A 22054-nucleotide genomic window follows, 5' to 3' on the forward strand; every position below is an offset into this window, starting at 1 on the left:
ATCTGTGGTTCGGAGAGGGGAACGGCTTCCGGGCGGCGGATGCTTGGCGGTATCGAGGCCGCCCGGAGGCCGGTCAGCGGCGGTTCTGCGAGGCCATGAGCGAGCGGATGACGAGCGCGCAGACGGCGAGCGAGGCGGCGGTGACCGCGACCGCAAGGAGCATGGAAACGAGTACGGCACCGACGACCAGGACCACGGCCGTACCGCCGCCGACGAGGGCGACGACAGCGCCGGGCGTGAGCTGGACCGTGGGACGGGCCGGAGCCGGACCCATGGGTGCCGGGGCCGGGGCGTGGTGGACGACGGCGGACTGTTCGGCGGTGACCGATGCCGCTACGACTCCGGTCGGCATTGGGTTGGTCGGGACCTTCGGGCGGAACATGGCGGTCGTCCTTTCTGCGGAGGTCACTTGACGGCGGTGTTGATCACGGGGGCCAGCAGGCTGTCGGCGAGCAAGTAGCCACCGAGCAGGAGCACGGTCACGAGCCACCAGGGCGGGCGGATGAGCTTCAGGCCTAGCCAGCCGATGACGATCAGAGCGAGCCAGAGCGGGACGTCCACGGGGGTGGCTCCTTCAGCGGGGGTTGCAGCGGTGGGTGCGGGCGGCGAGCTGGGCGGCGGACTGGCTGTTGAAGTCGGACGACCAGCCGCATCGGTCGGCGGTGCACACGGCGGCATGCTTGGTACGGCCGTGCCGGTCGCGGTGGGTGCCGATCTGAACCGGTCCGATCCGCATGACCGAGTGGAAGTGGTCTCGGGCGGGCATGTAGGTCTCCTTGCAGGTCAGGTGAGTTGGGCGGCGATAGCGTCGGCGAGCTGGGGCGGGACGCCGAGGCGGGCGCGGAGGGTGTCGGTGTCGATCGGGGAGCCGGTACGGGTGCGGTGTTCGGCGGCGATCTTCCGGGCGTGGTCGACCAGGGCGGCTGGGACGGTCGGGGACGGTTCGGCGACGGGAAGCGCGGGAACGTCTTCGTCCTCCAGAGCCGCGGCCGGTGCGAGTGCCGGGGCGCTCGTTTCTTCGATGGGCACCGGCTCGCACGCAGGGGCTTCGGGTGCTGGCTGGTCGGGCGCGGGGGCGTCGACCGGGTCTGTCGCCTGCGTGGTGTGGGCGAGGAGTGTGCCGCCGAGGAAGGCGAGCGCGGGCCATCCGGCGACGCCGAAGCGCAGCCAGCCCGGCGGGTGTTGCAGGTCGAGGAATCCCGCGGTGGCGACGTTGGCTCCCAGCGAGGCGATGAGCGCGACCACGAACCAGCACCAGGCGAGCCTGGAAGGGCCGTCGTTCCGGAGCCGACGCCAGGCAGCGACCAGGAGCAGGTCAACGCTGATCGGGTAGGCCCACGCCTTCCATCCGTCCTGTCCGGCGGCGGAGGCGAGGTCGTGAAGGTGAGCGAAGGACAGCGCGCCGGCAATCACGGCCTGGACGAGTACGGCGTCCACGCGGACGGTGGGACGGGCCATCGCGGTCTTCTCCTTTTCGGCATGGGGTGGGTAAGGACCTGGCGCGATGAGGTCGCGCCGACCGGAGTGCGGGGAGATCAGGCGGTGGCTGTCGCGGCCTTGGAGAGCGACACGGAGGCCGGGACCAGCGGGGCGACGGCGGGCCGGAAGGCCGCGAGCGCGGGCAGGTCCGGGGTGCGGTCGGCGTACCGGTTGCAGATGTTCACGGCCTGGCGCAGTGAGGTGTGCGGTGCACGGATACGAGTCCAGCCGCCGGTCGAGTCGCCGGATACGGCGATGCCGGGAACGTCGGTGGGGATCTGGATCGCGGCAAGGACCGCGTCCGGGGCGATGTCGCCGAAGGCCATGTTGGCGCTGGACTCGTCGTTGACGCGATGAGCGGTCCGGCCGGTGAGCTGAGCCCGGAGCATCGTGATGCCCTTGCCGAGCTCCGAGCCGAAGCGCTGCCCGCAGATCTCCAGGTAGATCCCTGCGGCACGGCCGAGTTGGGCGAGGCGGACGAGGTCGGTGATGATCCGGTCGCGGCGCTTCTCCTCGTCCTTGGTGGCGTAGAGAGCGAGCTCCGCGACCTCGTCGACCAGGACCACGACGGGAGTGGGGCGCATGTCCTCGGGCAGGTCCCAGATGTCGGCGGCTATCGCGGCATCGGGGAGGTCGACGGTGATGCGCTGAGCGGAGCGGATCAGTTGGTAGACGTCCTGCATGTGTCCCACCAGGGCATCGAGCAGTGCGAGCGCGGTGTCCGGGTTGTCGGCGAGGGCGGAGAACCGGCGGGCGAGCGGGAAGAGCTCAACGCCTTGCTTGCAGTCGATGCCGACCAGGGCGACGTCATGAGTCGCGAGACCGGCGACCAGGTTCCGCTGGTAGACCGACTTCCCGGACTCAGTGGCACCCAGGGTCAGCCCGTGCGGAACGGCCCGATAGTCGCGGTAGTGGACGGCACCGTCCTCGCAGAGAGCTACGGGGATGCGCATCGGTGCCTGGTCGGTCTTGGTAGGCATCTGCACCCGCTTGAGGACGTCGTAGCCGGTCATGCGCAACTCGACTACCCCGGAACGGACTTCCCGGGAGGTGACCCCGTACATCCCGAAGGAGTGCCGCAGCCGGTCGGTGGCCGCCGAGACGTCGAAAGCGTCTTGGCCGGGGCGGAGCTTGAGGCGGATCACTAACCCGGTCCGAGTCGGACGCAGCCGCAGGATCAACGGGGCACGGGACTCAGGGACCGGCCGGTGAGCGAGACGGGCGAGCGAGAGACGCCAGCGCGAGGGCGGGACGGTGAGCCCGCAGGCGTCCATGACCGAGGTGTAGCGGATCGCGATCCGCAGCGCGGCGAAGGTGACCCCGAAGGCCAGCCAGTACCAGGCGGGGCGCCGCCACCGCAGGATCACTGCGGTGACGACGACCAGCAGCAGCGTGACCGTGAAGCTGGTCATGGTCAGGCCGCCTTGGACTTCTCAGCGCTAGCGGCGAGGGACGTAACCGCCACCGCTCGGAAGGCGATGCCGTGCCGCTTCTGCCCGTTGAAGTCGTTCTCCCACGGGCGGGCGATCAGACCGGTGACGGCGACGGGCGTGCCCATCATCAGCTCGCCGGAGATGCCCGGCTCGGGGACCGTCACCGACAGGATCTCCACCTCGTCGTTGGCCGCGAACATCACGTCCACGGTCATGAGCTTCGCGCCGCTCTCGATGTCCATGGCGATCTCGCCGGTACGGCGGTCCTTGATCTTGATCGCCGGGGGCTTGGCGACCATCACGGAAGCGCTGGAGGTGTCGACGGGGATCGTACGCACAGAAGATCACTCCTATAGATGTGCTTGACTCCGTCACTCATGTACATGAGTGACATGAAGAAGAGTGCATCACTCCTATACATGAGTCAACCCGCCGAGACGGAGAAGTCGCGGCGGGCTGTGAAGAGTTGAGCGAGCGTCAGTCGGTCGCGGGGATCCGGTAGCTGAAAACGAACTGGTCAGCAGCCATGAGGGTGTCGCAGACCTCCACCACCCGGCCTTCGGTGGTCTTGGCCTCACGGATCAGATGAACCACCGACGCACCGGGACTCAGAGCGAGTTCGGACGCCTCGGCCTTGGTGGCGAGCCGGGCTTGCAGAGTCTCGATGAACTCGGCGAACTCGTGTCCGTGCTCTTCGAGCCTGGCGTAGATCCCGCCCCCGCCGGGGTTCTCGGCGAACAGCTCGGGGATGTCCTTCACGGCGTCCCAAGGCAGGTACGACTTAGCGGTTTCGACAGGCGTGCCGTTACGGAAGTAGAGGCGCCGACGCGCGAGCACCTGGGTGCCGGCCGCAAGGTCCAGCCGCTCGGCGATGTCCTCCGGGGCCTCCATCGGCCCGATATAGAGGACGCTGACGCTCGGGGTCGCGCCCGACTGCTCGGACTCGGCCAGGTAAGCGGCCTTCCCGCCCTGCCGGTGCGAGCGCCGGAAACGATCGGAGGAACGGTGCCGCACAGGCGGACGCGCCTTGACCATGGAGCCCTTGCCCTGACGGGTCTCTACAAGGTCGCTCGCGCGCACCTCCACCATGGCCTTACGGATAGTGCCGCCCGAGACGCCATAGCGCTCGACCAGCTCCGATTCGCTGGGCACCATGTCGCCGGGCTTGAGGATCCCGGCCCGGATCTGCTCAACGATTTCGTCGGCGATCTGCACGTACCGAGGTACGGCCTTCCCACCTCCTGTTGCTGTTCCCATAGTCCTTCGCTTCCTCCTATGCTCCTGTACATGAGTAACAGCGCCCAGGAAAGCACGTCAACGCCGCTTCACTCTGTGTCCGTGGCCGGAGTGGTCGTGCGCGATGACGGACGGCTCCTGGCGATCCGCCGTGCCGATAATGGCACCTGGGAGCTCCCGGGCGGCGTGCTCGAACTCGACGAGAGCCCCGAGGCCGGCGTACAGCGCGAGGTCCGGGAAGAGACGGGCATCCACGTAGAGGTGGACGAGCTCACCGGGGTCTACAAGAACACAACGCGAGGCATCGTGGCACTGGTCTTCCGATGCAAGCCCACAGGCGGCATCGAGCGAACATCCAGCGAATCGTCCGCGGTTGCCTGGCTAACGCCCGACGAGGTCTCCGAGCGGATGTCCGAGGTCTACGCGGTTCGGCTGCTGGATGCGCTGGACGGGGCGGGACCGCATGTACGGAGCCATGACGGCCGACGGCTCCTGCACCGGTAGATGGACACCACGCAGACGCCGAACGAGCCACGACGCGCACCGAAGCACCCGACCGAGTTGGGCGATGTCTACGACTTCCTTGACGAGATTCGCCGACGTCCCGGGATGTGGGTACGCGGCAGTTCGCTGCTCCACCTCGAATCGATCCTGATGGGCTACCGAGTCGCCATGGCCACGCACAGCGTGACCGAAGATTGGCCCTTCTGGAGCCCTGGCAGCCAAGGCCCGTTCGCTGAATGGCTATGGCAACGGCTTGGCCACGAAAACGCGTTGGGTTGGGCGGTCGAGCTCGAACACGAGGCGCAGGCGGCCGGCCAGCAGCCCATCGACATGTTCTTCAGCCTGTTCGACGAGTACCGAGCCGAGCGGGACCAGGCCGCGCGATAGAACTTTCCCTACTTCATCAAGGCACCCGGCTGCGCTCCGCTCCGCCGGGCGCGCTTCCCGGCTCTGGCCGCTCCCGCGCTCCTGCCTTCGGCCCGCTCGTCGCTGCCGCCGCCGACGCGCGCCCGCAGTGGATAGGCCCGTGGGGCATGAGACGAGACCGATCCGCGGGCCAAGACATGCCTCCGGCGGAGGAGCTCAGACTCCGGGATGGGAGGGGCGCCGTTCGCGAGTGCCGGCCGGAGCGTGGTGAGCGTCGTGGGGCTCCCATCCCGACCACCTTCGACCCAGGCAAAGCCGAGCAGCCGCGGCCCAGGGCGTCAAGGTCGTTCGTACAGTGGCGCGCTCCACCTTGACGCCCTGGACCACGCCCGCTCCACGGTGTGTGGGTCGAAGGCGGACGGGATGGGAGCCGGGGAGGATGGTCGGTTGACGAATGTGCCCACGCCTCGCGCGCGGTGACTTAGGTCTACGAGGATCCCGCTTGCGCTTGCTGAGCCTCGACAGGGAGAAGACTGTCAAGGCTATCGAGCAGCCGTTCTGCGTAGTCACGGGCTGCGGCTCGGACCCAATCGGGGTTAACAACCCGCCACCATATTAGTGTCAGAATTAGGCTGGCTGCCGCGACCAGAGTGAAACCTAAACTCCAAATGGGTAGCCCGTAAAAGGATCCGACTGCGAATCCTAGTGTTGCAATACAGGTAGAAGTAGATACGAACAGGCCCACTGTGCGCATGCCGAGCATGTTGCGCCTAAATCCATATTGGCAATTCTCAAGGAATACCAGGCGAAAGGTTGCGGTGTCCCTGGTTCGCGAGATCAAGTACCGCACGGCCATTTCGTATGCCTGATCAGCCTTGTCGGGACTCCTGGCTTCTTGTCTCCGGGACGGCATTTCTTGGCCCAAAAGCAGTGCTAGTTGTCGATGCCTGCGTGCACGAAGCTTGGGATTCGTAGAGCCCCTATGGCGCAACGCCTGCTCTGCAGGAGGGCCACCCCAGGACTGCCACAGTCGTGACTGCATTTTGCGACCCTTTTCCCTAACGATCTGGTCTATTAGCCCGATCGCACCACTGGAGAGCACTAAGAGCCACAATTTATGCCAGTTAGCGAAATTTGGAATCACGGCAATGCAAATCATTGACACTGGCAGGGTTGCGATAAAAGCTGGCGCGAGTCGCGCCCGACGAGTGTATCCGTCGAAAATATTACTGAGGTTTGAACCGGTCACGGAACACATACCTCACGATTCAATCGTAGCGATGCGATCGCCGGAATGATTGTAGATCCAAATGTCTCCGTCATCCCAAATGTGGACCTTCATGGACCCGTTATATCGAGTCGAAAGTACGCGATTGGCAACCCTTGCGTACTCGCTTGATGCGTCCGTCGACGGCTTCTTGCCAACCGAGCAAATTACAGTGTCCGGCCCCATTGCCTCGACAGCTTCTTCGTGATATCCACTCATTCTCCCGTGGTGAGAGGCCTTGAGGATGTCGCACTGCAAGTCCTCTTTGGGATAGTGGGACAGGATCGAGCCCCAAGAAGCCTTTTCTGCATCGCCAGGAAGGATCACGTGACGACCCGCGTGACTGATCTTTACTACGTAGGAGCAATCGTTGTAGTCCTCCGTCTCGTTGCATGCAGATACAAGCTCTACTGTTGGGGAAAGGACTTGTATGCCATCCTCCTTCCAGAATGAGGCCGTTTCCTCCCTCTCCGCCTTGATTACTTTGTGACTACTCGACTGACCATTTGCGTCTTCTGGTCCAAATCCTAGGCGCAGACAGTTATAGACGACCCAGTCCACGTAGGCGAACCTACCCTTTGCGAAACTATCCTCTTCGAGCTCCTTCTTGTGCGCAGTGTCCCAAAAGTTTTGAAGCTCGACGCGCTCTTGCCAGAAGAATCTATGGAGGCCGCTCATGTGATCCATATCCGGATGCGTCTGAACATATCGGAATACAGATCTGCCCGCGAAATGTTTTGAATAATATTCGTACGGGTCAACTAGCAGAGACTCATAATACTGTTCCCATGATCGGGAACCTTGGGCCGCCATGTGCTTGAAGGCGTACTGCGAGACGCCCTTGTTTTCTGCTAGTGCTTCGAGGTCGTCCTCTGGCAGCGACTTGCTGTTGTTGATGTCGATCATCATCAGACGCCCGCTCGGGAATTCGATGAAAGTGCAGTCACCGTGTCCGACATTCAGGAAATGAAATACGAGCGACACTGTGCCCCCTGTTGTTCGGTTTTCTAGCTTCGCTAAGTGCGCGATCGATTTGGATCATCTGCTGGACGCAGCAGCAGGCTGACTGGTGGGGGCTGCAGCCGATGACCTGACACTCATAGTGGGGGAGAGTGGTCCAACTTGGTAGCAGTTTGGACAACTTGCGGGGGCAGTGTGCCAGGCGGTGGAGCAGAGGCGGGGGCTGAGGGGCGTGCGTGCCAGATCGAGCCGTCAGCTGCGATCAAGTGGGTTGCGTGACGGTACGGGTGTGTCCAGACGGCCTGGGTGTCCTCGTATGCACGCAGATCAGTCACGACCGGCCTGCGGTCCACCAGGCTTACAAGGCAATCACCACTGGGAGCTCGTCGTGTTCTGGCGCGCGTAGCCACGCTTCCGCCTGTGTGGCCGGATCGCTCCCTTGTGGATGCTTCAGGCGCCTGTCACACAGTTGATAGGCGGACGAGCGGGAGGGGGACGCTGTATGACTGTGTCAGCGGAGAACTGGGCCAGGCCTTCGGATTGGGCGGCGAAACGGTTCGGGCGGCAGGCCGGCAGGATTGCTGCTGCGGTGCCTGTGCAGTTGGCTCGGGCTCACGCGCAGGCTCATGCCACGCACCTCACGGCCGGGTTAAAGAAGCGAAGTCCTTACGGCTCCACACTCGCGGAAGCTGCGCGCGAGAAGCTGGCCGACACGGCGCGGGAGCTGAGTGAGTCCGTGCGAGACGTGCGCGGGTACGAGTATGCGGTGATCAACGATCACGCATTGTTCCCCTTCAGGTACGCGAACAGACCGAGGCCTCTTGATCGCGCCCGGTTGCCTTCCAATGCATCTCCCACGCGCCGTCGGCTGTTTCGGGCGCATGGACCACAGTCGCCGGAGGGACTGTTCGATCTCGACGACGACCTGACCACGGAAGAGTACCTAGGGCTGCACGAAGCCTTTGCGGAGCTCGGGGCCTCCACGAAGCTCGTTTGCGTCTTCTTCACGGCCGACGTGGTGAACGGCATTCACGCGATCTATTGGGGAGACGCCCACCTCGAACCTGATCGCACCTTCACGTGGCCCCACAGCGAACAGCTCCCGGTCGCCACCCACCCGCTTGTGTGACAGCCGGGGCGGGCATGCGACCCACTGGCCCTGCCTGCATCCGGATAGGTTCCCTTAACATTCACGTCTGACATCAACAGCGGCGGACGCAGGAAGCCTTGAGCTACCTTATATGACCGGTGGCTCCGCAAGCCTCCACGGAGGAGGACGCCACTGATCGAACTTCCAAAGCAGATGTCGGTGGTTCAAAGTGGGCCGCCCCCAGCACCGCAATGGCTCCCAACCGATCATGGTTGGGAGCCACTGGCATCCGCTTCTGACGTCAATGGGTCGGTCTACAGTGACGGTACGCAGCCGAACCCTGTGAGTTCTCAGTAATTGTGTATTGCTACTACCCGAACGCCGCCGCCGGCAGACGTGGCCCTTCGTTGTCTTCCTCACCAGTGCCGAGCCCCGGTACCGACAATCGATGACCGCGGCTGATGGCCACGCGGAGGACGTCGTGCAGGGCTCCCGTGAGGGACGCCGCCAGCAGCCTCAGTTCTTCCAGTTCCCCTGTCCCATCGCCGAGAACTTCGGGCGTGTGCTCCAGAAGTTCATCTGCTAGGCCAAGTTGTGCCGCTTCGGTGCTGTCAGCCAATCGGGACAGGTAGCCGTCGGCGTCGTCGGTACTCAGGTAGCAGGGCTTGCCCTCGGGGCCCGACCATGGGAGGAGTCGCAGCTCGTTATGGGTGATCATCCTTCCGTTCCCCTCTCTTCGCTTGTCGTGCGGTTGGTGAACAGGGCGTCTGCGCGGTTGCCGGGAAGCACCAGGAGCGCCGCCTCGACGACGCGTCCCGTGGTGTCGGCCGCCAGACGAGTTATCGCGAGCACTGAGCCTTTTCCAACCTCACGCTGATGCGTGGTGAAGGACAAGGACGGCTTTCACGACGTTGCTGATTCGGTTGGTGCTGCAGCGGAGCTTTCGCAGGAGGCGCCAGCCCTTGAGGGTCGCCATGGCCCGCTCGCCGACGCATCGGATCTTGGCGTGGGTGGTGTTGTGCCGTCGCCTCCACTGCCTGAGCCGACGGCCCCGAAACGGTACCCGGACGGATCCGCCAGCACCTTGATACGCCTTGTCCGCCCAGCATTTGAGTCCCGCATCAGCGAGGGCCTCGATGATCCCGTGCTGGCGCGCGGCGGTCAGGTCGTGGGTCGAGCCGGGCAGAGCCGGCGAGGCCCAGAGCAGTCGTCCGAACGGGTCGGTGAGGACCTGGACGTTCATGCCGTGGCGTTTGTGTTTCCCGGAGTAGTACGGGGTGTCGGCGGCAATGCGGTTGATCGGCAGCAGGGTGCCGTCGAGGATGACGAACGCCTTCGTCCGGATCGTTCTCATCGCTTCGGCCAGGGACGGGGCGAGGGTGGACAGAGTGTCGACGGCTTCACGTATGTAGCGGTAAACGGTGGCGATCCCGATGCCGAATCCGGCGGCGAGCTGGGCGTAGGTGTCACCGCACCGCAGGTGGGCCAGGGCGAGCAGAGCCTGACGTGCGGCGGAGAGGCGCCGCCATCGCGTTCCAATCTCCTGCCGCCTGGCTGTGAGTTGTCCGGTCAGAAACCGCAGGGTGCGGCTGGACAGGTCGATCGAGGACGGGTAAACAAGCACGCGAAGCTCCTGGCGGACACGGGTGATCTTGGTCGAGAACCCGTCTACCAGGAGCTTCTTCGTTGCGCAGGACTGTCCAACTCGCGGTCAGCAAAACCAGCTTGGAAAACGCTCACTGGCAGGGCTGAGCTAACTCGGAGGGTCGCTGCTTCCGATGGTGTCGGGGAGCGCGCGGTGACCTGTTCTTGGACTTCGGCCAAAGGCGGGCGGAGTTGAGCAAGCCGGGAATTCACTCCCTCGCGCCAGAGCGACTCGTCGTACCCCTCTACGGGGGCCAGATCGCGGGGAACGTAGATGTGGGCCAGGCTGTGCGGTGAGTTCCCGTCGTGGCTGAGGCAGAGGAATTCCGTCAGCGGACTGCTTGCTGGCACGCGCAGGAGACTGGCCAGATTTCCTCGCGCTTGGAGCTGGGTGGCGCGGACGTTGATGCGGAGTGGTGCAGGGGGCGCGGTTGCCATATCGGATGTGCGACCGCCGCCGACGTATGTGATTCTGCGCAGTGGGTACCGGACGAAGTTCCCCCTGCCGTGGATCTTCTCCAGGAGCCCTTCTCCTTGGAGGACCGCGAGAGCGCTCCGCAGTGTTGGTGTGCTGACCGTGTAGCGGGTGGCGAGCTGTGCCTCCGATGGGAGTCGTTCGCCGGCTTTGATGCGGCCGGTCGAGATCTGCTCCCGGAGGTCGTCGGCGATGACCTGACGGCGGGAAGCCACGGGCACTGTCACCACCTTCCCGACATGCGCAGGGCGACGAGCCGGGTCCGCGAGTGCATGGTGAGCAGTTCGCAGGACTCGAAGCGAAGCTGCTTCGCGAATCCAGGCAGTTGGAGGATGTCGGCCACGCGGCATGGTTGGCCGCCGATCTGGATGACGTCGCCGCGCTGGACGCTGGCCGAGGTGATCTCGACGTTGGCGGCGGTACTTCCGCTGGGTGTCCATCTCCTCACGTGGCCACCTCCCTCGGGGTGGTCGGGACGACGGTCGGGTGGCAGGAGCAGTCGCACGCTTCGTAGATAACGGGGACTCCGACCGGTGCCACGGCCGGGGAGGAGTATGCGCATTCACGGTGAGTACCGATCGAGCACGAACTCGACTTGTAGGGCGCCGCCTTCATCGCCACACGTGGCTGCTGACGAGCGGACATCAGACGGCCTCCGCCGCGGAAAACCGGGTGCGGAGAAGGGAGGCGGGCAACCCGGCTGCCTGGTGTCGTCGCCTCTGTTCCTCACTGGCCAGCACATATGGACGGACGAGCTCCGTCTCCTCCCCGGCGAGGACCTCGATGTGAGCTTGAAACCGCCCTGTCGGCAGCGAGGGCGGATTGAAGGCGTTGAGGTGCACGACTCGAGTTCGGGTGGGTGTTAAGGGGCGGCTATGCCGACACTTCGAGAGGCACCGCTCACTGGTGCGTGAGAGGGCACGGCGGATACGGTTGAACACGCTGATCAGCTCCTATCGCTGATGGCCAGGTCCCCGGACATCGCCCGTCGCGGGGACCGTTCTGCGTACGGCGGCCCATAAGGTGCGGCCGTTCACGTTGCTGGCGAGAAGGCCGAATCGATCGGCATCCGCCACCACTTCCAGGGCCTCCCTCCACGAGCCGGCCGGGAAGTCGTCCGGCACCTCCACTTCGATCGACGTGTGTCGCGCGTACTGCTCCACGCGCGGGGTGAGTCCGGCGGCGGACAACCGGGCGGCGATGTTCTCAGCGCTCAGTTCGGAAGCGGGCACAGGTGTCTCCGTCGCCAGGCGTTCACGGTACGTGAAGCTAGTTAACTAGATTAGAGCTAGTGGACTAGATTTTCCATATGCCTGAGCAGCCGCCCTATCTCCGCATCGCCGACACCCTTCGGCAGCGGATCGCGGACCACGAGTGGACGCCGGGCGACCGGCTGCCCTCACGCGCCCAGATCGCCCAGGAATGCGGCGTCGGCGAGAACGTGGTCCGACGGGCTCAGGAGCTACTGATCTCCCAAGGGGTTCTGGAAGGACGCACAGGTTCCGGCACGTACGTCGCCGAGCCCCGCCAGCGCGTGCGCGTGGTCCGCTCCACGGCGCGCGAGCAGCGCGACGGTTCCCCGTTCCGCGCGGACATGAAGGCCGTGGGCAGGCAGGGGGACTGGGAGAGCAGGACCGAGGCCAAGGTCCCCGCACCGACGGACATCGCGGCTCGGCTCGGTATCACCGAAGGTGACCTGTGCGTCCGTACGATGTACGAGTTCCTGGCCGATGCCAGGCCGGTGCAGCTGTCGACGAGTTGGGAACCGTACGACCTCACCGCCGGGACACTCGTCGTCCTCCCCGAGGGTGGGCCGCACGCCGGGGCGGGTGTCGTGAACCGCATGGCCGAGATCGGCATCACCGTCAGCCATGCGGTGGAGCAGCCGGAGCCGCGCCAGGCGACCACCGAGGAGGCGTCGCTCCTCGGCATCCAGAAGGCCGCACTTGTCACACACATCCGACGGACCTACTACAGCGACGAGGGACGGCCCGTGGAGACCGCGGACATCATCGTGCCCGCCGCTCACTGCGAGATCGTCTACGAGATCCCCATCCACCGTCGAGACCACTGACGTAGGCGGTACCGTCGTCGAACGGACGCGGGAGGGGCGGAATGAAGGATGACCTCCAGTTCACCTGGGAACTGAGCGGCAGCGGGTGGGCAACGTACCGAATCGCAAACAGCATGTCGGAGCGCAAGGACACCGTCAGCTACTGCACCAACGCCCTCTCCGACCTCTTGAACGCGGTCGCTGGGCTCTACGAGACAGACGCTGTCCAGCGGGTCTCCTTCGACCTTGAACCTGTCGAAGTCAGGTGGAGGCTCCGGCGCCACGAAGCGAACGTGGAAATCACCATCTCCCAATTCCCGGACGTGTCCGAGAGCTGGAACGCGCCCGATGATCAGGGCATCCCCTGTTGGAGCTCGACACAGCCGCGTAGCTCTTTGGGCCATGTAGTCATGGAGGCTGCCGAGACGGTGTTGCGGCTCCACGGCGAAGCCGGCTACCGGAAGAGATGGGTCCAGCACGACTTCCCCAGCGCCAAACTGGACAACCTCCGACAGTTACACCAGCGCGACGACGAGTGCCCACACGACCGATGCCGCGTCGAGCCTGATTCCTGACATCCAAAGTTGACATCAACGAGGCCGTACGGCGGCACGCACCTGCACCTCTGAACAACCGTCGGACCGGGCAACGAAGGCGTCCGGGGCGAGCCCGGATCGAACTCCTAAAGCGAGTGTCGGCCAGGAAGCCTGTGTCCTTGGTCCGAGCGGGCCGACAGATGATCGCGACCCAGGATGTTCGAAGACGGGCAGGGCTGGACAGCATGTTGGGGCTCTGCAACGCAGCCGCGCGCCGTGCCCTGTAAGAGACCTCGCGGCGGCAACTCCAAGAGACACGATGGAGAACCCGTGCCAGAAATGGAACCGGCCATCCGTGCCGTGGCGCAACTCGCTGACCACGTGCACTGGGTGCGAGCGTGGCCTGAGCTACCGACATGGCGCGACCGGCTCCGCCGATGGGCGTACCCCGAGTTCTACCGATTCGATCCGACCGCTACCCCGCCAAAACCATGGGTTGATCGGCCAGCTGGGGCCTTTGAGAGGACGGGTTGGCGTATCCGGTCGGGATACGTGCAATCCGAGCTGGCTTTTGAAGTCGAGTACGTGGTCTGTGATCTGTGCGAGATCGGTTGGGTTGAGTCACCTCTGTCCTATGAGGGCTATAGGCGCTGCGGCCTCGCCTCAGCCGCTCTCCGGTCTCTACGCCGGGCCTACCCGGGAGTCGATTGGCACACAGGCGGGGGACACTTCCGCGAGTCCGAACCCTTCTGGGCCTCCGCTGGCGTAGACGTTCCCGGGGGCTATACGCGGCAGGAAAGGTGTCGCCACGTGGAACCGTGGAGGGCGTCAGCGAGTTCCTGAAGCGGTGCTCGGGTGCCTCAGGCTGGGCCGTCTCTGGGCCGTCCGAGGTTGCTCAAGGGCACCCGATGACGACCAATGGCGACCACTCACCCGGAGTCGATCAGCGTCTCCACCTGCGAAAACCCTGGTCGGCGAGATATCCCGCAAGACCCAGGGCAAGAAGAAGTAAGCAGAGCTGACGAAGCCCCCTGCCCGCGGGATGTCCGCGGGCAGGGGGCTTTTTGGTGGCCTTGGGCCGCCTCTGGGCCGGCAGCGGCCTCAAGGCTTCAAGAAGCCCGGCTCCGGCCACTCCCTCGTCTCTGCCTGTGCTCCTGCGTCGCGCAGGGCTGCGACTGCTGCCTCAGGTTCTTCTGGGACACGCCGTCGAGAATCATGGAGGGAGCATCCGTTGCCGGAACCTGGCTGCGCCAGAGGTGCAGTCTCTAGGGGCTTTGCGCCAAGGCTCCGCGTTGCGAGGCGCGCTGAGTGTCCAACTGCGTGACGACCGCGACGCACAACCACGAACAACCGCGTACGGCACCGGGCCATCAACGCAGGCGGCAGGCGCAGCGGCCCAAGGACACCGGGCATCCAGAGTTGGCTATATGGGTTGTCCCGGTCCCGATACTCGGTGTCGATCGTGCCGCCTACCGTCGGCAGTAGCCGGCGAGATCTGTTCTTACAAAGCAGACGTCGATGGTTTGGGCTGTCTGTGTCAGTCAGGCGACGGCTGTGACCGTTCGTGAATGGCTCATGCGGACAGCCTGCGGGTGTGGACGCGAGGTCGGCGAGCGAAGGGCGTGGACCCAACAGAGAAGCCCCAGAGTTGGTCTGGGGCTTCTCTCATATTGGATGCGTGTTACCGCTAGCCGAAGGCTGCTGCCGGAAGGCGTGGACCCTCGTCTCCTTCATGGGGCGGAACCGGCGGCAGCAGGCGGTGGCCGCGGCTCGTTGCCACACGGAGCACCCCGTGGAGGGCTTCAGTCAGAGCCGTCGCCAGGTGGCGCGGTTCTTCCGGCTCGGCGTCCTTGTCTCCGGGTGCTTCGACTGCGCCCTCCAGGAGCTCGGTTGCCATGCCGAGTTGTAGCGCTTCGATGTTGTCTGCCAGGCGAGACAGGTGGCCGCTGTTGTCGTCGGTGCTCAGGTAGAGCGGGGCTTGCCCTCGGGGCCCAGCCATGAGAGGAGCCGCAGTTTGTTGTGTGTGGGCATTCTTCTGTCCTCCTGTCTCCGCTCATCATGTGGTGCGTGAAGAGCGCGTCGGCGCGATCGCCGGGAAGCGCCAGGAACGCTGCCTCGACGACGCGTCCGGTGGCGTCGGTCGCCACGCGGGTGATCGCCAGTACGGGCAGGGCTGTGCTGATGCGCAGGGTTGCGGCTTCTCTCGGGGTTGGGAAGCGGGCACTGACCCGCTCCTGTACCTCGGCCAGCGAAGGGCGCAGTTCCGCCAGCCTTGCCCACACCCCTTTGCGTAGGGCCGACTCGCTTGGGCCTTCGGGCGGCGCCAGGTCGCGCGGGACGTAGATGCGAGCCAGGCTGTGCGAGAACTTCTCCGCGTAGCTGATGCAGAAGAATTCAGTCAGTGGGCTGCTCGCGGACACCCTGAGAAGAGCGGTCGGATCCCCTTGTGCCGGGAGATGACAACGGGCACCTCAACAGCTGCATCGGTCACGGAACCACCCGAGCATGCCCGTTGACCATGCTGCCGCACCGGAAAACTCCAAGATCCCCGAAGAGTCCAACTCACATAGGGTGCGGTCGCGAGGGTGTCCAGGTTGTTCATCATGCAACAATCTTGGATACCCTCGTTTACGTCTCTCCGGGCACCCCTTGGAATAGATCATTTAGGGTGACCTGAACCTCAAATTTCACTCAACTGCCGCGACGGAAAAGCGAGTTGCTCCCTAAGGTCAGTTCCTGACGGTCGGCGATGCCGATTTCATCGAGAGAACTACGGGGAAAATACGTGCGCCAAATACCCAAGATCGTCGCAGTCGGCTGCGCCGCCGCCGCACTTGCCGCTGTGGGTGCTGTACCCGCCAGTGCCGGGACGCTCCATCCGATGAGCTGCCCGTCCGACCGAGGCTACGACTTCTCGGGCAGCTACACCTATTACAGGGACATGGAACCCCGTTCCGGCGGGGACAGCGGCACGACGATCAGCATCACCTTCCACAAGGGCAAAACGACGACGTCGACGGTCGGCGGGGCGGTCTCCGGCGAAGCCAAGGTGGTGTTCGTCAAGGCGTCGGCTGAGTTTGACTACCATTTCGCCTGGCAGTGGACGAACAGCTCCACCTACACGTGGTCGTGGAAGGTGCCGAATACGATGAAGCACGGTTACCTGCACGCCGGGGTGAAGGCCAGGTACACGAAGTGGAACTACAACCAAACCGAGCCCAACTGCAAGACCAAGGTGCTGCGTAAGGGAACGGCGCGGCTGGTCTACAACGGCCGCGAGACGTGGCACGGGAAAAGCTGATGCGAAGCGCAGGGATTGTTCTGCTGGTGGTGTCCGCCGCTGTGGTGTCCGGGTGCAGCGGCGGGAAGAGTACGCCGCCTTCGCCGCCTTCGCCGAGTGCCTCGAAGGCAGCGGCGGTGGTGTCCGATCCGGAGAATCCTGAGAAGGGCGCTAAGACACCGGGCAGGCTGGGTCCGGGGACGGTGAAGCTGCCCGTGGCTGCGGACCGGATTGCCGCATTGTCCGTGCGGTATGACTGTCTCGGTCCCTCGGGTGGCCTGAAGGTCAGTAATGGGACAGCGCTGCGCGCCGGGACCGAAGTGTGTGACGACAGCGCCACCTACGGTGCCTCGATGAAGGCGAAAGACCTGGCTGGCCGGAAGTTCGGCGGTGCGGTCAAGATCGAGGCCGACAAGCGGACGCGGTGGCGCGTTTCCGTCAGCGTCACCGACAAGGATGGCGTCAAACAGACAGTCCATAGCTGAACTTGACTCTGGCGGGGATCTTGGATTTGCCCGGTGCGTCGGCGTGACTGGTGGGCATGCTCGGGGTTCCGAGACCCTATGCAGTTGTTAGGTGTGTGTTGCCGCTCCGTCCTCGTTCGGGTGAGCGAGTCCCGCTTCTGACCGCGTAGATCGCGCGGGCGAGCAACCCGGGTGGTACGGCGGCGATGTGGGTAAGAGACCGCCTGGACGGGTTGTGACGTGACGAGGACTTCGCTGACTGGTATCCGCGTGACGGGCGTCCGGGTCTCTCGCCTGCCTCAGCTGGTCACTGTCTGTGTGCTGCAGTTCCTGCTCGGCCTGTCGGACCGGCAGGCCGAGCAGGCGTTGCGCTGCCGCATCGACGTCAAGTACGCCATGGCCCCGGAGCTGGACGATCCCGGCTTCCACCACTGCCTGCTGGCCGACTTCCGAGGCCGTCTCACCGAGGGCGACCGCGCCGACCGCCTCCTCGACCTCGCGCTGGTGCGCGAGCGCACCACACAGCGCACCGACTCCACCCACGTCCTGGCCGCGGTTGCAGCCGCTGGTGTTGGTGAGGTCGACGGCAATGAGTTCGGTGGGGGAGAGGTTGTGATCTACGCCTTTGGTCCTGATGCCGAGGCCTTGTTCCGGGTGATGGAGCCTGGGTTGCGCATGCTTCCGTTTCGGCCGGCACACGTCGTGCTGCGCTATGGCTTACAAAGCAGCGCTCAGGTCTCCCTCTGGCGCACACCGGTGCATGCCACCAACGCGCTTGCGTCCTCGGTGAGGAACAGTATGAAGACCCATGTCCCATCGGCGGCTTTGACTTGACCGAGACGCACGGTCCGGCCATGCCGGCCGAGGAGTTGCACTGCTCGTTCCAGGCCCACGGTCTGGATGCCTGTCCTTCGCGTGTGCCGAAGGCGGCGTTCGTAGATCCGGGCGGGCGAATCAGAGCGAGGAGCCCCGTCCCGGACGACGTAGGAAGCACCGCTGCGGAGCGCTTCCAGGGCGGCAACGGACGCCTCGTCATCGTCGGCCAGAAGCTGTGCCGGCACCTCCCCTTCCATAGCCACCCCCACGGGATCCTGCGGTACAGACGCGGCTCACGCCAATCGTAGGCATGGTGCCGGATTGGCCATGTTCCTGATCGAGCTGAGGCACAGCAGCGGAGTGAAACGACTCCCGCAAACGTGGGTGGCTGCCAACGGCTGGCACGAAGGGGCGCGCGCGGTCGGCGCTGGCAGGTCGCGCTCTTGGCCATCGACGAAGCCCGGCCGTCGGTTAGGTCCCGGGCTGTTCCCGGGCCGCCACCGGACAGAGCCGGGGATGCAGCTGCACTACAGAGCTGGGTACCTCGGATGCCGACCGCGCGTCTGTGACCGTAGCCCCAGCCACTGACAACGGTCGGGCTTGAGGCGCCCGGGGAGCATCAATGCTGGGCCGTCAGGTGTCGGCCGAACGCCGACGGCAAGGGGATGGGTGGCCGATAGCCTCAGCGTCCACTGGCCCGTCGGGGCCGACGCCGGAGTGGGGTTACGTGCTCAAGCGGGTACACCTGGCAGGTGTTGTCCCGGCGATACTCGGCTTGTCCGGGTGTGCCAACTCGACCTCGGAGGAGCCGAAGTCGCCTCCACCGCCCGTGCCCGTATCGCTGATGGTTCGTCAAGTACAACTGGCTGTAGTCAGGGTGGCGATCGGGTCGATCCCATGCTCCATGCTCCATGGTTCCTGGGCCCGGACTCCGCTGTCGTGCTGCACTTCAACGGCAACCGTGTCGAGCTGCTGGGCGCAGGCCGGTGCAGGGGGACTGTCGTCAAAGAACGGCGTGCACGCCGTACGGCTCAAGTGCGATGACGGGAACACGGATCACGCCGTTGGCAAGGTATGGGGCCTGTCGCAATCGAGCATGACGGTGGACTGGGAGGGGTTCGGCGCCGACACCTTTCGGCGGAGCAGCTGGCGGGACTGCTCCCGTCCGGACGTCGGGACCCTTGTTGTGCGGACAGCCGTGAGGGGGCCGTCCGCGCCACCGGAACAGGTGGCGCGGGACGGGCCCCACACAGCCGCGCCGAACGGCGCGCCTCAGCTCGTGCAGCCGCCGCACTGGCACGGTGCTCCGGACTGGCAGCCGCAGCCGCAGCCGGAGCCACAGCCGCACGCGGCGAGAACGCGCAGATGGTGCACTTGGACGGGGGCTTGCTGCTGAGGGTCGGTGACGGGGGAATCGGCCATGAGTTCCTCCTGCTCGGCGTGCGAGGACGTGCTGCCTCGGCCATCCCATACCCACCCAGGTGGGGCGCATCAACGGCGCATGCGCGCAAGCGCGCCGTTCACGCCCCCTCGACCTGGGCCGGGGCGGACTGGATCTCGTCCGCGTGCTCGCCCGTCACCAGGTAGACCACCCGCTTGGCCACCGACACCGCGTGGTCGGCGAACCGCTCGTAGTAGCGGCCGAGGAGCGTGACGTCGACCGCCGTCTCGATCCCGTGCTTCCACCGGTCGTCCATCAGGTGCTGGAAGAGCGTCCGGTGCAGCAGGTCCATCTCGTCGTCGTCCGTCTCCAGCTGGAGTGCCAGATCGACGTCCATGGTGATGATGACCTCGGCCGCCTTGGCCATCAGCCGCTGGGCCAGCTGTCCCATTTCCAGGATCGTGGCGTGCAGATCATGCGGAACGGCCCGGTCCGGGTAGCGGAGCCGGGTGAGCTTCGCGACGTGCTGGGCCAGGTCGCCCGAGCGCTCCAGGTCGGCGCTCATCCGCAGTGAGGTGACCACGATGCGCAGGTCGGTGGCGACGGGCTGCTGCCTCGCGAGCAGGGCGATGGCCCGCGCTTCGAGGTCGTGCTGGAGGTCGTCGACCTTCTGATCGGCGGCGATCACGCTCTCGGCGAGCTTCAGATCGGCGTCCAGCATCGCGGTCGTGGCCCGGCCGATCGCCGAACCGACGAGCCGGGCCATCTCGACCAGTCCCTCGCCGATCGAGTCCAGTTCCTCGTGGTACGCGTCCCGCATTGGAGTCCCTCTCTTGTACCGCTTCTTGTACCGCTGATCTTGTACAGCTGATCCTGCGCAGCTGACACGGTCCCGGGGCGCCCGGTAACGGCCGTGCGCCCGCACCTCCACGGTCGGTGGGCCACGCGTCCGTTTCCGTCATCCCAAGTGAACCGGCCCTATCCCCTCGGTGAACTCTGGGCGACGAACGTTCGAGCAGACACCTGTATGGCTGGGGATGTGTCGGTGAGGCCGCATAACCTGGAGGCATGGACGTGAACGCGGCGGTCGCCGCAGCAAGCGCGATCGCCGGGCTGTGCACCGGTGTGATCGGCGTGCTGGCGTTCCGCTGGAGCGAGCGCGAGCTGGCCCGCCCCACCCGGACCTCCCTGCACACCGACGACGTGCTGCCGCCCGGCGTGGACACCGTGCTCTCCGTGCTCAGTTCCTCCGCCGTGGTGCTCGACGAGAGCGATTCGGTGGTCAAGGCCAGTTCGGCGGCGTACGCCCTGGGCCTGGTCAGGGGCGGGAAGCTGGCCGTTGAGCCCATGCTGCACATGGCAAGGGACACCCGGCGCGACGGAGAGATACGCCAGGTCGAGCTGGACCTCCCCCGCAGGGGCACCGGTCGTGGCGAGGCACTCGCGGTCTCCGCCAGGGTGGCACCGCTCGGCTCCCGGCTGGTGCTGCTGCTCGTCGAGGACCTCACCGAGGCCCGCCGTATCGAAGCCGTACGCCGTGACTTCGTCGCCAACGTCAGCCATGAACTGAAGACCCCGGTCGGAGCGCTCTCGCTGCTCTCCGAGGCGGTCATGGGCGCCTCGGACGACCCGGAGGCCGTCACCCGGTTCGCGGGCCGGATGCAGACGGAGGCGACCCGGCTCACCAATCTGGTCCAGGAGCTGATCGACCTCTCCCGGGTCCAGAACGACGACCCGCTCGAAGACGCCGAGCCGGTCCGGGTCGATGTCCTGGTCGCCGAGGCCATCGACCGCTGCCGCCACCAGGCAGGCACCAAGCAGATCACCATGGCGGCCGGCGGCACGGCTGACCTGCACGTCTGGGGCAACCGCTCACAGCTCGCCGCCGCCCTGGGGAACCTCGTGGAGAACGCGGTCAACTACTCACCGGCCCGTACCCGGGTCGGCATCGCCGCCCGCTGCGCCTCCGCCCCCGGCGGCAACCTGATCGAGATCGCCGTCACCGACCAGGGGCTCGGCATCACCGAGAAGGACCGCGAGCGGATCTTCGAGCGCTTCTACCGCGTCGACCCGGCCCGTTCCCGAGCCACCGGCGGCACGGGCCTCGGCCTCGCCATCGTCAAACATGTGGCCGCCTCGCACGGCGGGGAGGTCACGGTGTGGAGCTCGGAGGGCCAGGGCTCCACCTTCACCCTGCGGCTGCCGGAAGCCGGTGCCGTACGCAACCGCCGCGGCACCGCCGCCACCGAGTCAGGCCCCGCCGGCGTGGCCGGCGAGGACGACGACCAGCCGTTCGCGACTTTCCTGTCCTCTGAACCCATTCCTGCCCCGGAGGTCCTTCCGTGACCCGAGTGCTTGTCGTCGAGGATGAGGAATCCTTCAGCGACGCTCTGTCCTACATGCTGCGCAAGGAAGGGTTCGAGGTCGCCATCGCGGCCACCGGCCCCGACGGACTCGACGAATTCGAGCGCAACGGCGCCGACCTGGTACTGCTCGACCTGATGCTGCCGGGGCTGCCCGGCACCGAGGTGTGCCGTCAGCTGCGCGGCCGCTCCAACGTTCCGGTGATCATGGTGACCGCCAAGGACAGCGAGATCGACAAGGTCGTCGGCCTGGAAATAGGAGCCGACGACTACGTCACCAAGCCCTTCTCGTCACGGGAGCTGGTCGCCCGCATCCGCGCGGTGCTGCGCCGGCGTGGTGAGCCCGAGGAGGTCTCGCCGGCCGCGCTGGAGGCCGGTCCGGTCCGGATGGACGTGGACCGCCATGTCGTGACGGTCTCCGGCGCCAAGGTCGACCTGCCGCTCAAGGAGTTCGACCTGCTGGAGATGCTGCTCAGGAACGCGGGCCGGGTACTGACCCGGATGCAGCTGATCGACCGGGTCTGGGGTGCGGACTACGTCGGCGACACCAAGACCCTCGACGTTCATGTGAAGCGCCTGCGCGCCAAGATCGAGCCGGACCCCGGCGCGCCCCGGTATCTGGTGACGGTCCGGGGGCTCGGCTACAAGTTCGAGCCGTAGACCGGCCCCTGCCGGGCGCCGCAGCCCGCGCCGGGGCTGCGTCGCCG

General features: G+C 65.6%; 24 protein-coding genes and 1 pseudogene. 10 read left to right on the forward strand and 15 right to left on the reverse strand.

The annotated features are described in order from the left end of the window. Positions 1-73: 73 nt before the first annotated feature. From OG584_RS19050 to OG584_RS19080, 7 genes are all read right to left on the reverse strand, one after another. Positions 74-382, reverse strand: a complete 309-nt coding sequence (locus OG584_RS19050; protein ID WP_405779384.1) for a SpdD-like protein — start codon at positions 380-382, stop codon at positions 74-76. A 23-nt stretch (positions 383-405) separates the two neighbouring features. After that, positions 406-561 (reverse strand): hypothetical protein, encoded by a 156-nt coding sequence (locus OG584_RS19055; RefSeq protein WP_405779386.1) that lies wholly within the window; start codon positions 559-561, stop codon positions 406-408. A 13-nt stretch (positions 562-574) separates the two neighbouring features. Then, complete coding sequence (locus tag OG584_RS19060) at positions 575-766, reverse strand: mobile element transfer protein (RefSeq protein WP_405779388.1); 192 nt, start codon at positions 764-766, stop codon at positions 575-577. Positions 767-783: 17 nt separating this feature from the next. Beyond that, positions 784-1458 carry a DUF2637 domain-containing protein gene (locus OG584_RS19065; protein ID WP_405779390.1) on the reverse strand — a complete coding sequence of 225 codons (675 nt, stop codon included), beginning with the start codon at positions 1456-1458 and terminating at the stop codon, positions 784-786. Positions 1459-1535: 77 nt separating this feature from the next. Continuing rightward, positions 1536-2891: an FtsK/SpoIIIE domain-containing protein gene (locus OG584_RS19070; RefSeq protein ID WP_405779391.1), complete on the reverse strand. Its 1356-nt coding sequence runs from the start codon at positions 2889-2891 to the stop codon at positions 1536-1538. A gap of 2 nt (positions 2892-2893) precedes the next feature. Next, positions 2894-3250, reverse strand: a complete 357-nt coding sequence (locus tag OG584_RS19075; protein WP_405779392.1) for a hypothetical protein — start codon at positions 3248-3250, stop codon at positions 2894-2896. 139 nt (positions 3251-3389) lie between these two features. Beyond that, on the reverse strand, positions 3390-4169 hold the full coding sequence (locus OG584_RS19080) for a GntR family transcriptional regulator (RefSeq protein ID WP_405779394.1): 780 nt from the start codon (positions 4167-4169) through the stop codon (positions 3390-3392). Positions 4170-4187: 18 nt separating this feature from the next. Here OG584_RS19080 and OG584_RS19085 point away from each other — a divergent pair, with 18 nt between their 5' ends. After that, entirely contained in the window at positions 4188-4652 is a 465-nt protein-coding gene (locus OG584_RS19085; protein WP_405779396.1) for an NUDIX hydrolase, read from the forward strand. Further along, complete coding sequence (locus OG584_RS19090) at positions 4653-5039, forward strand: hypothetical protein (protein ID WP_405779398.1); 387 nt, start codon at positions 4653-4655, stop codon at positions 5037-5039. A gap of 1240 nt (positions 5040-6279) precedes the next feature. On the opposite strand, the gene OG584_RS19095 is transcribed toward OG584_RS19090, so the two are convergent. After that, entirely contained in the window at positions 6280-7194 is a 915-nt protein-coding gene (locus OG584_RS19095; protein ID WP_405779400.1) for a ComEC/Rec2 family competence protein, read from the reverse strand. Positions 7195-7747: 553 nt separating this feature from the next. Between OG584_RS19095 and OG584_RS19100 the strand changes: the two genes are divergently transcribed. Further along, positions 7748-8374 carry a hypothetical protein gene (locus tag OG584_RS19100; protein WP_405779402.1) on the forward strand — a complete coding sequence of 209 codons (627 nt, stop codon included), beginning with the start codon at positions 7748-7750 and terminating at the stop codon, positions 8372-8374. Positions 8375-8705: 331 nt separating this feature from the next. On the opposite strand, the gene OG584_RS19105 is transcribed toward OG584_RS19100, so the two are convergent. The 5 genes from OG584_RS19105 to OG584_RS19125 all read right to left on the reverse strand — a co-directional run bounded on the left by OG584_RS19105 (position 8706) and on the right by OG584_RS19125 (position 11686). Beyond that, positions 8706-9053 (reverse strand): hypothetical protein, encoded by a 348-nt coding sequence (locus OG584_RS19105; protein ID WP_405779404.1) that lies wholly within the window; start codon positions 9051-9053, stop codon positions 8706-8708. Between the two features lie 150 nt (positions 9054-9203). Beyond that, on the reverse strand, positions 9204-9959 hold the full coding sequence (locus OG584_RS19110) for a transposase family protein (RefSeq protein WP_405779056.1): 756 nt from the start codon (positions 9957-9959) through the stop codon (positions 9204-9206). 44 nt (positions 9960-10003) lie between these two features. Beyond that, positions 10004-10684: a GntR family transcriptional regulator gene (locus OG584_RS19115; RefSeq protein WP_405779405.1), complete on the reverse strand. Its 681-nt coding sequence runs from the start codon at positions 10682-10684 to the stop codon at positions 10004-10006. Next, the gene (locus OG584_RS19120; RefSeq protein ID WP_405779407.1) at positions 10678-10902 is read right to left on the reverse strand and encodes a hypothetical protein; all 225 of its coding nucleotides are present in this window, start codon (positions 10900-10902) and stop codon (positions 10678-10680) included. The genes OG584_RS19115 and OG584_RS19120 overlap by 7 nt, the downstream gene beginning before the upstream one ends. 505 nt (positions 10903-11407) lie before the next feature. Continuing rightward, complete coding sequence (locus OG584_RS19125) at positions 11408-11686, reverse strand: hypothetical protein (protein WP_405779409.1); 279 nt, start codon at positions 11684-11686, stop codon at positions 11408-11410. Positions 11687-11763: 77 nt separating this feature from the next. Here OG584_RS19125 and OG584_RS19130 point away from each other — a divergent pair, with 77 nt between their 5' ends. Both OG584_RS19130 and OG584_RS19135 read left to right on the forward strand, forming a co-directional pair. Next, complete coding sequence (locus OG584_RS19130; RefSeq protein WP_405779410.1) at positions 11764-12528, forward strand: GntR family transcriptional regulator; 765 nt, start codon at positions 11764-11766, stop codon at positions 12526-12528. A gap of 41 nt (positions 12529-12569) precedes the next feature. After that, positions 12570-13082: a hypothetical protein gene (locus OG584_RS19135; protein WP_405779412.1), complete on the forward strand. Its 513-nt coding sequence runs from the start codon at positions 12570-12572 to the stop codon at positions 13080-13082. A gap of 2102 nt (positions 13083-15184) precedes the next feature. On the opposite strand, the pseudogene OG584_RS19140 reads toward OG584_RS19135, so the two are convergent. Then, positions 15185-15463, reverse strand: a pseudogene (locus tag OG584_RS19140) (UTRA domain-containing protein); the annotation flags it as partial. A gap of 365 nt (positions 15464-15828) precedes the next feature. On the opposite strand from OG584_RS19140, the gene OG584_RS19145 reads away from it, so the two are divergent. The 3 genes from OG584_RS19145 to OG584_RS19155 all read left to right on the forward strand — a co-directional run bounded on the left by OG584_RS19145 (position 15829) and on the right by OG584_RS19155 (position 17621). Then, the gene (locus OG584_RS19145) at positions 15829-16344 is read left to right on the forward strand and encodes a hypothetical protein (RefSeq protein WP_405779414.1); all 516 of its coding nucleotides are present in this window, start codon (positions 15829-15831) and stop codon (positions 16342-16344) included. Positions 16345-16463: 119 nt separating this feature from the next. Then, a complete protein-coding gene (locus tag OG584_RS19150) occupies positions 16464-16808 on the forward strand; it encodes a hypothetical protein (RefSeq protein ID WP_405779415.1) in 345 nt (114 codons plus the stop codon). 297 nt (positions 16809-17105) lie between these two features. Then, the gene (locus OG584_RS19155) at positions 17106-17621 is read left to right on the forward strand and encodes a transposase (RefSeq protein ID WP_405779417.1); all 516 of its coding nucleotides are present in this window, start codon (positions 17106-17108) and stop codon (positions 17619-17621) included. 1502 nt (positions 17622-19123) lie between these two features. Here the strand turns inward: OG584_RS19155 and phoU are convergent. Beyond that, entirely contained in the window at positions 19124-19804 is a 681-nt protein-coding gene (phoU, locus tag OG584_RS19160) for a phosphate signaling complex protein PhoU (RefSeq protein ID WP_164259765.1), read from the reverse strand. 248 nt (positions 19805-20052) lie between these two features. On the opposite strand from phoU, the gene OG584_RS19165 reads away from it, so the two are divergent. Together OG584_RS19165 and OG584_RS19170 are read left to right on the forward strand one after the other, a co-directional pair. Then, positions 20053-21330, forward strand: coding sequence for a sensor histidine kinase (locus OG584_RS19165; protein WP_405779418.1), 1278 nt, complete (start codon positions 20053-20055; stop codon positions 21328-21330). Beyond that, positions 21327-22007 carry a response regulator transcription factor gene (locus tag OG584_RS19170; RefSeq protein WP_102918029.1) on the forward strand — a complete coding sequence of 227 codons (681 nt, stop codon included), beginning with the start codon at positions 21327-21329 and terminating at the stop codon, positions 22005-22007. The genes OG584_RS19165 and OG584_RS19170 overlap by 4 nt, the downstream gene beginning before the upstream one ends. Positions 22008-22054 lie beyond the last annotated feature (47 nt).

This window comes from Streptomyces sp. NBC_00859, assembly GCF_045161865.1.
Lineage (GTDB): Bacteria > Actinomycetota > Actinomycetes > Streptomycetales > Streptomycetaceae > Streptomyces.

Coding starts and splice junctions, on each gene's coding strand:
- OG584_RS19135 (WP_405779412.1), top strand. CDS start 12,570: ATGAAGGATGACCTCCAGTTCACCTGGGAACTGAGCGGCAGCGGGTGG.
- OG584_RS19070 (WP_405779391.1), bottom strand. CDS start 2,891: ATGACCAGCTTCACGGTCACGCTGCTGCTGGTCGTCGTCACCGCAGTG.
- OG584_RS19080 (WP_405779394.1), bottom strand. CDS start 4,169: ATGGGAACAGCAACAGGAGGTGGGAAGGCCGTACCTCGGTACGTGCAG.
- OG584_RS19100 (WP_405779402.1), top strand. CDS start 7,748: ATGACTGTGTCAGCGGAGAACTGGGCCAGGCCTTCGGATTGGGCGGCG.
- OG584_RS19105 (WP_405779404.1), bottom strand. CDS start 9,053: ATGATCACCCATAACGAGCTGCGACTCCTCCCATGGTCGGGCCCCGAG.
- OG584_RS19165 (WP_405779418.1), top strand. CDS start 20,053: ATGGACGTGAACGCGGCGGTCGCCGCAGCAAGCGCGATCGCCGGGCTG.
- OG584_RS19130 (WP_405779410.1), top strand. CDS start 11,764: ATGCCTGAGCAGCCGCCCTATCTCCGCATCGCCGACACCCTTCGGCAG.
- OG584_RS19090 (WP_405779398.1), top strand. CDS start 4,653: ATGGACACCACGCAGACGCCGAACGAGCCACGACGCGCACCGAAGCAC.
- OG584_RS19085 (WP_405779396.1), top strand. CDS start 4,188: ATGCTCCTGTACATGAGTAACAGCGCCCAGGAAAGCACGTCAACGCCG.
- OG584_RS19065 (WP_405779390.1), bottom strand. CDS start 1,458: ATGGCCCGTCCCACCGTCCGCGTGGACGCCGTACTCGTCCAGGCCGTG.
- OG584_RS19060 (WP_405779388.1), bottom strand. CDS start 766: ATGCCCGCCCGAGACCACTTCCACTCGGTCATGCGGATCGGACCGGTT.
- OG584_RS19050 (WP_405779384.1), bottom strand. CDS start 382: ATGTTCCGCCCGAAGGTCCCGACCAACCCAATGCCGACCGGAGTCGTA.
- phoU (WP_164259765.1), bottom strand. CDS start 19,804: ATGCGGGACGCGTACCACGAGGAACTGGACTCGATCGGCGAGGGACTG.
- OG584_RS19095 (WP_405779400.1), bottom strand. CDS start 7,194: ATGATGATCGACATCAACAACAGCAAGTCGCTGCCAGAGGACGACCTC.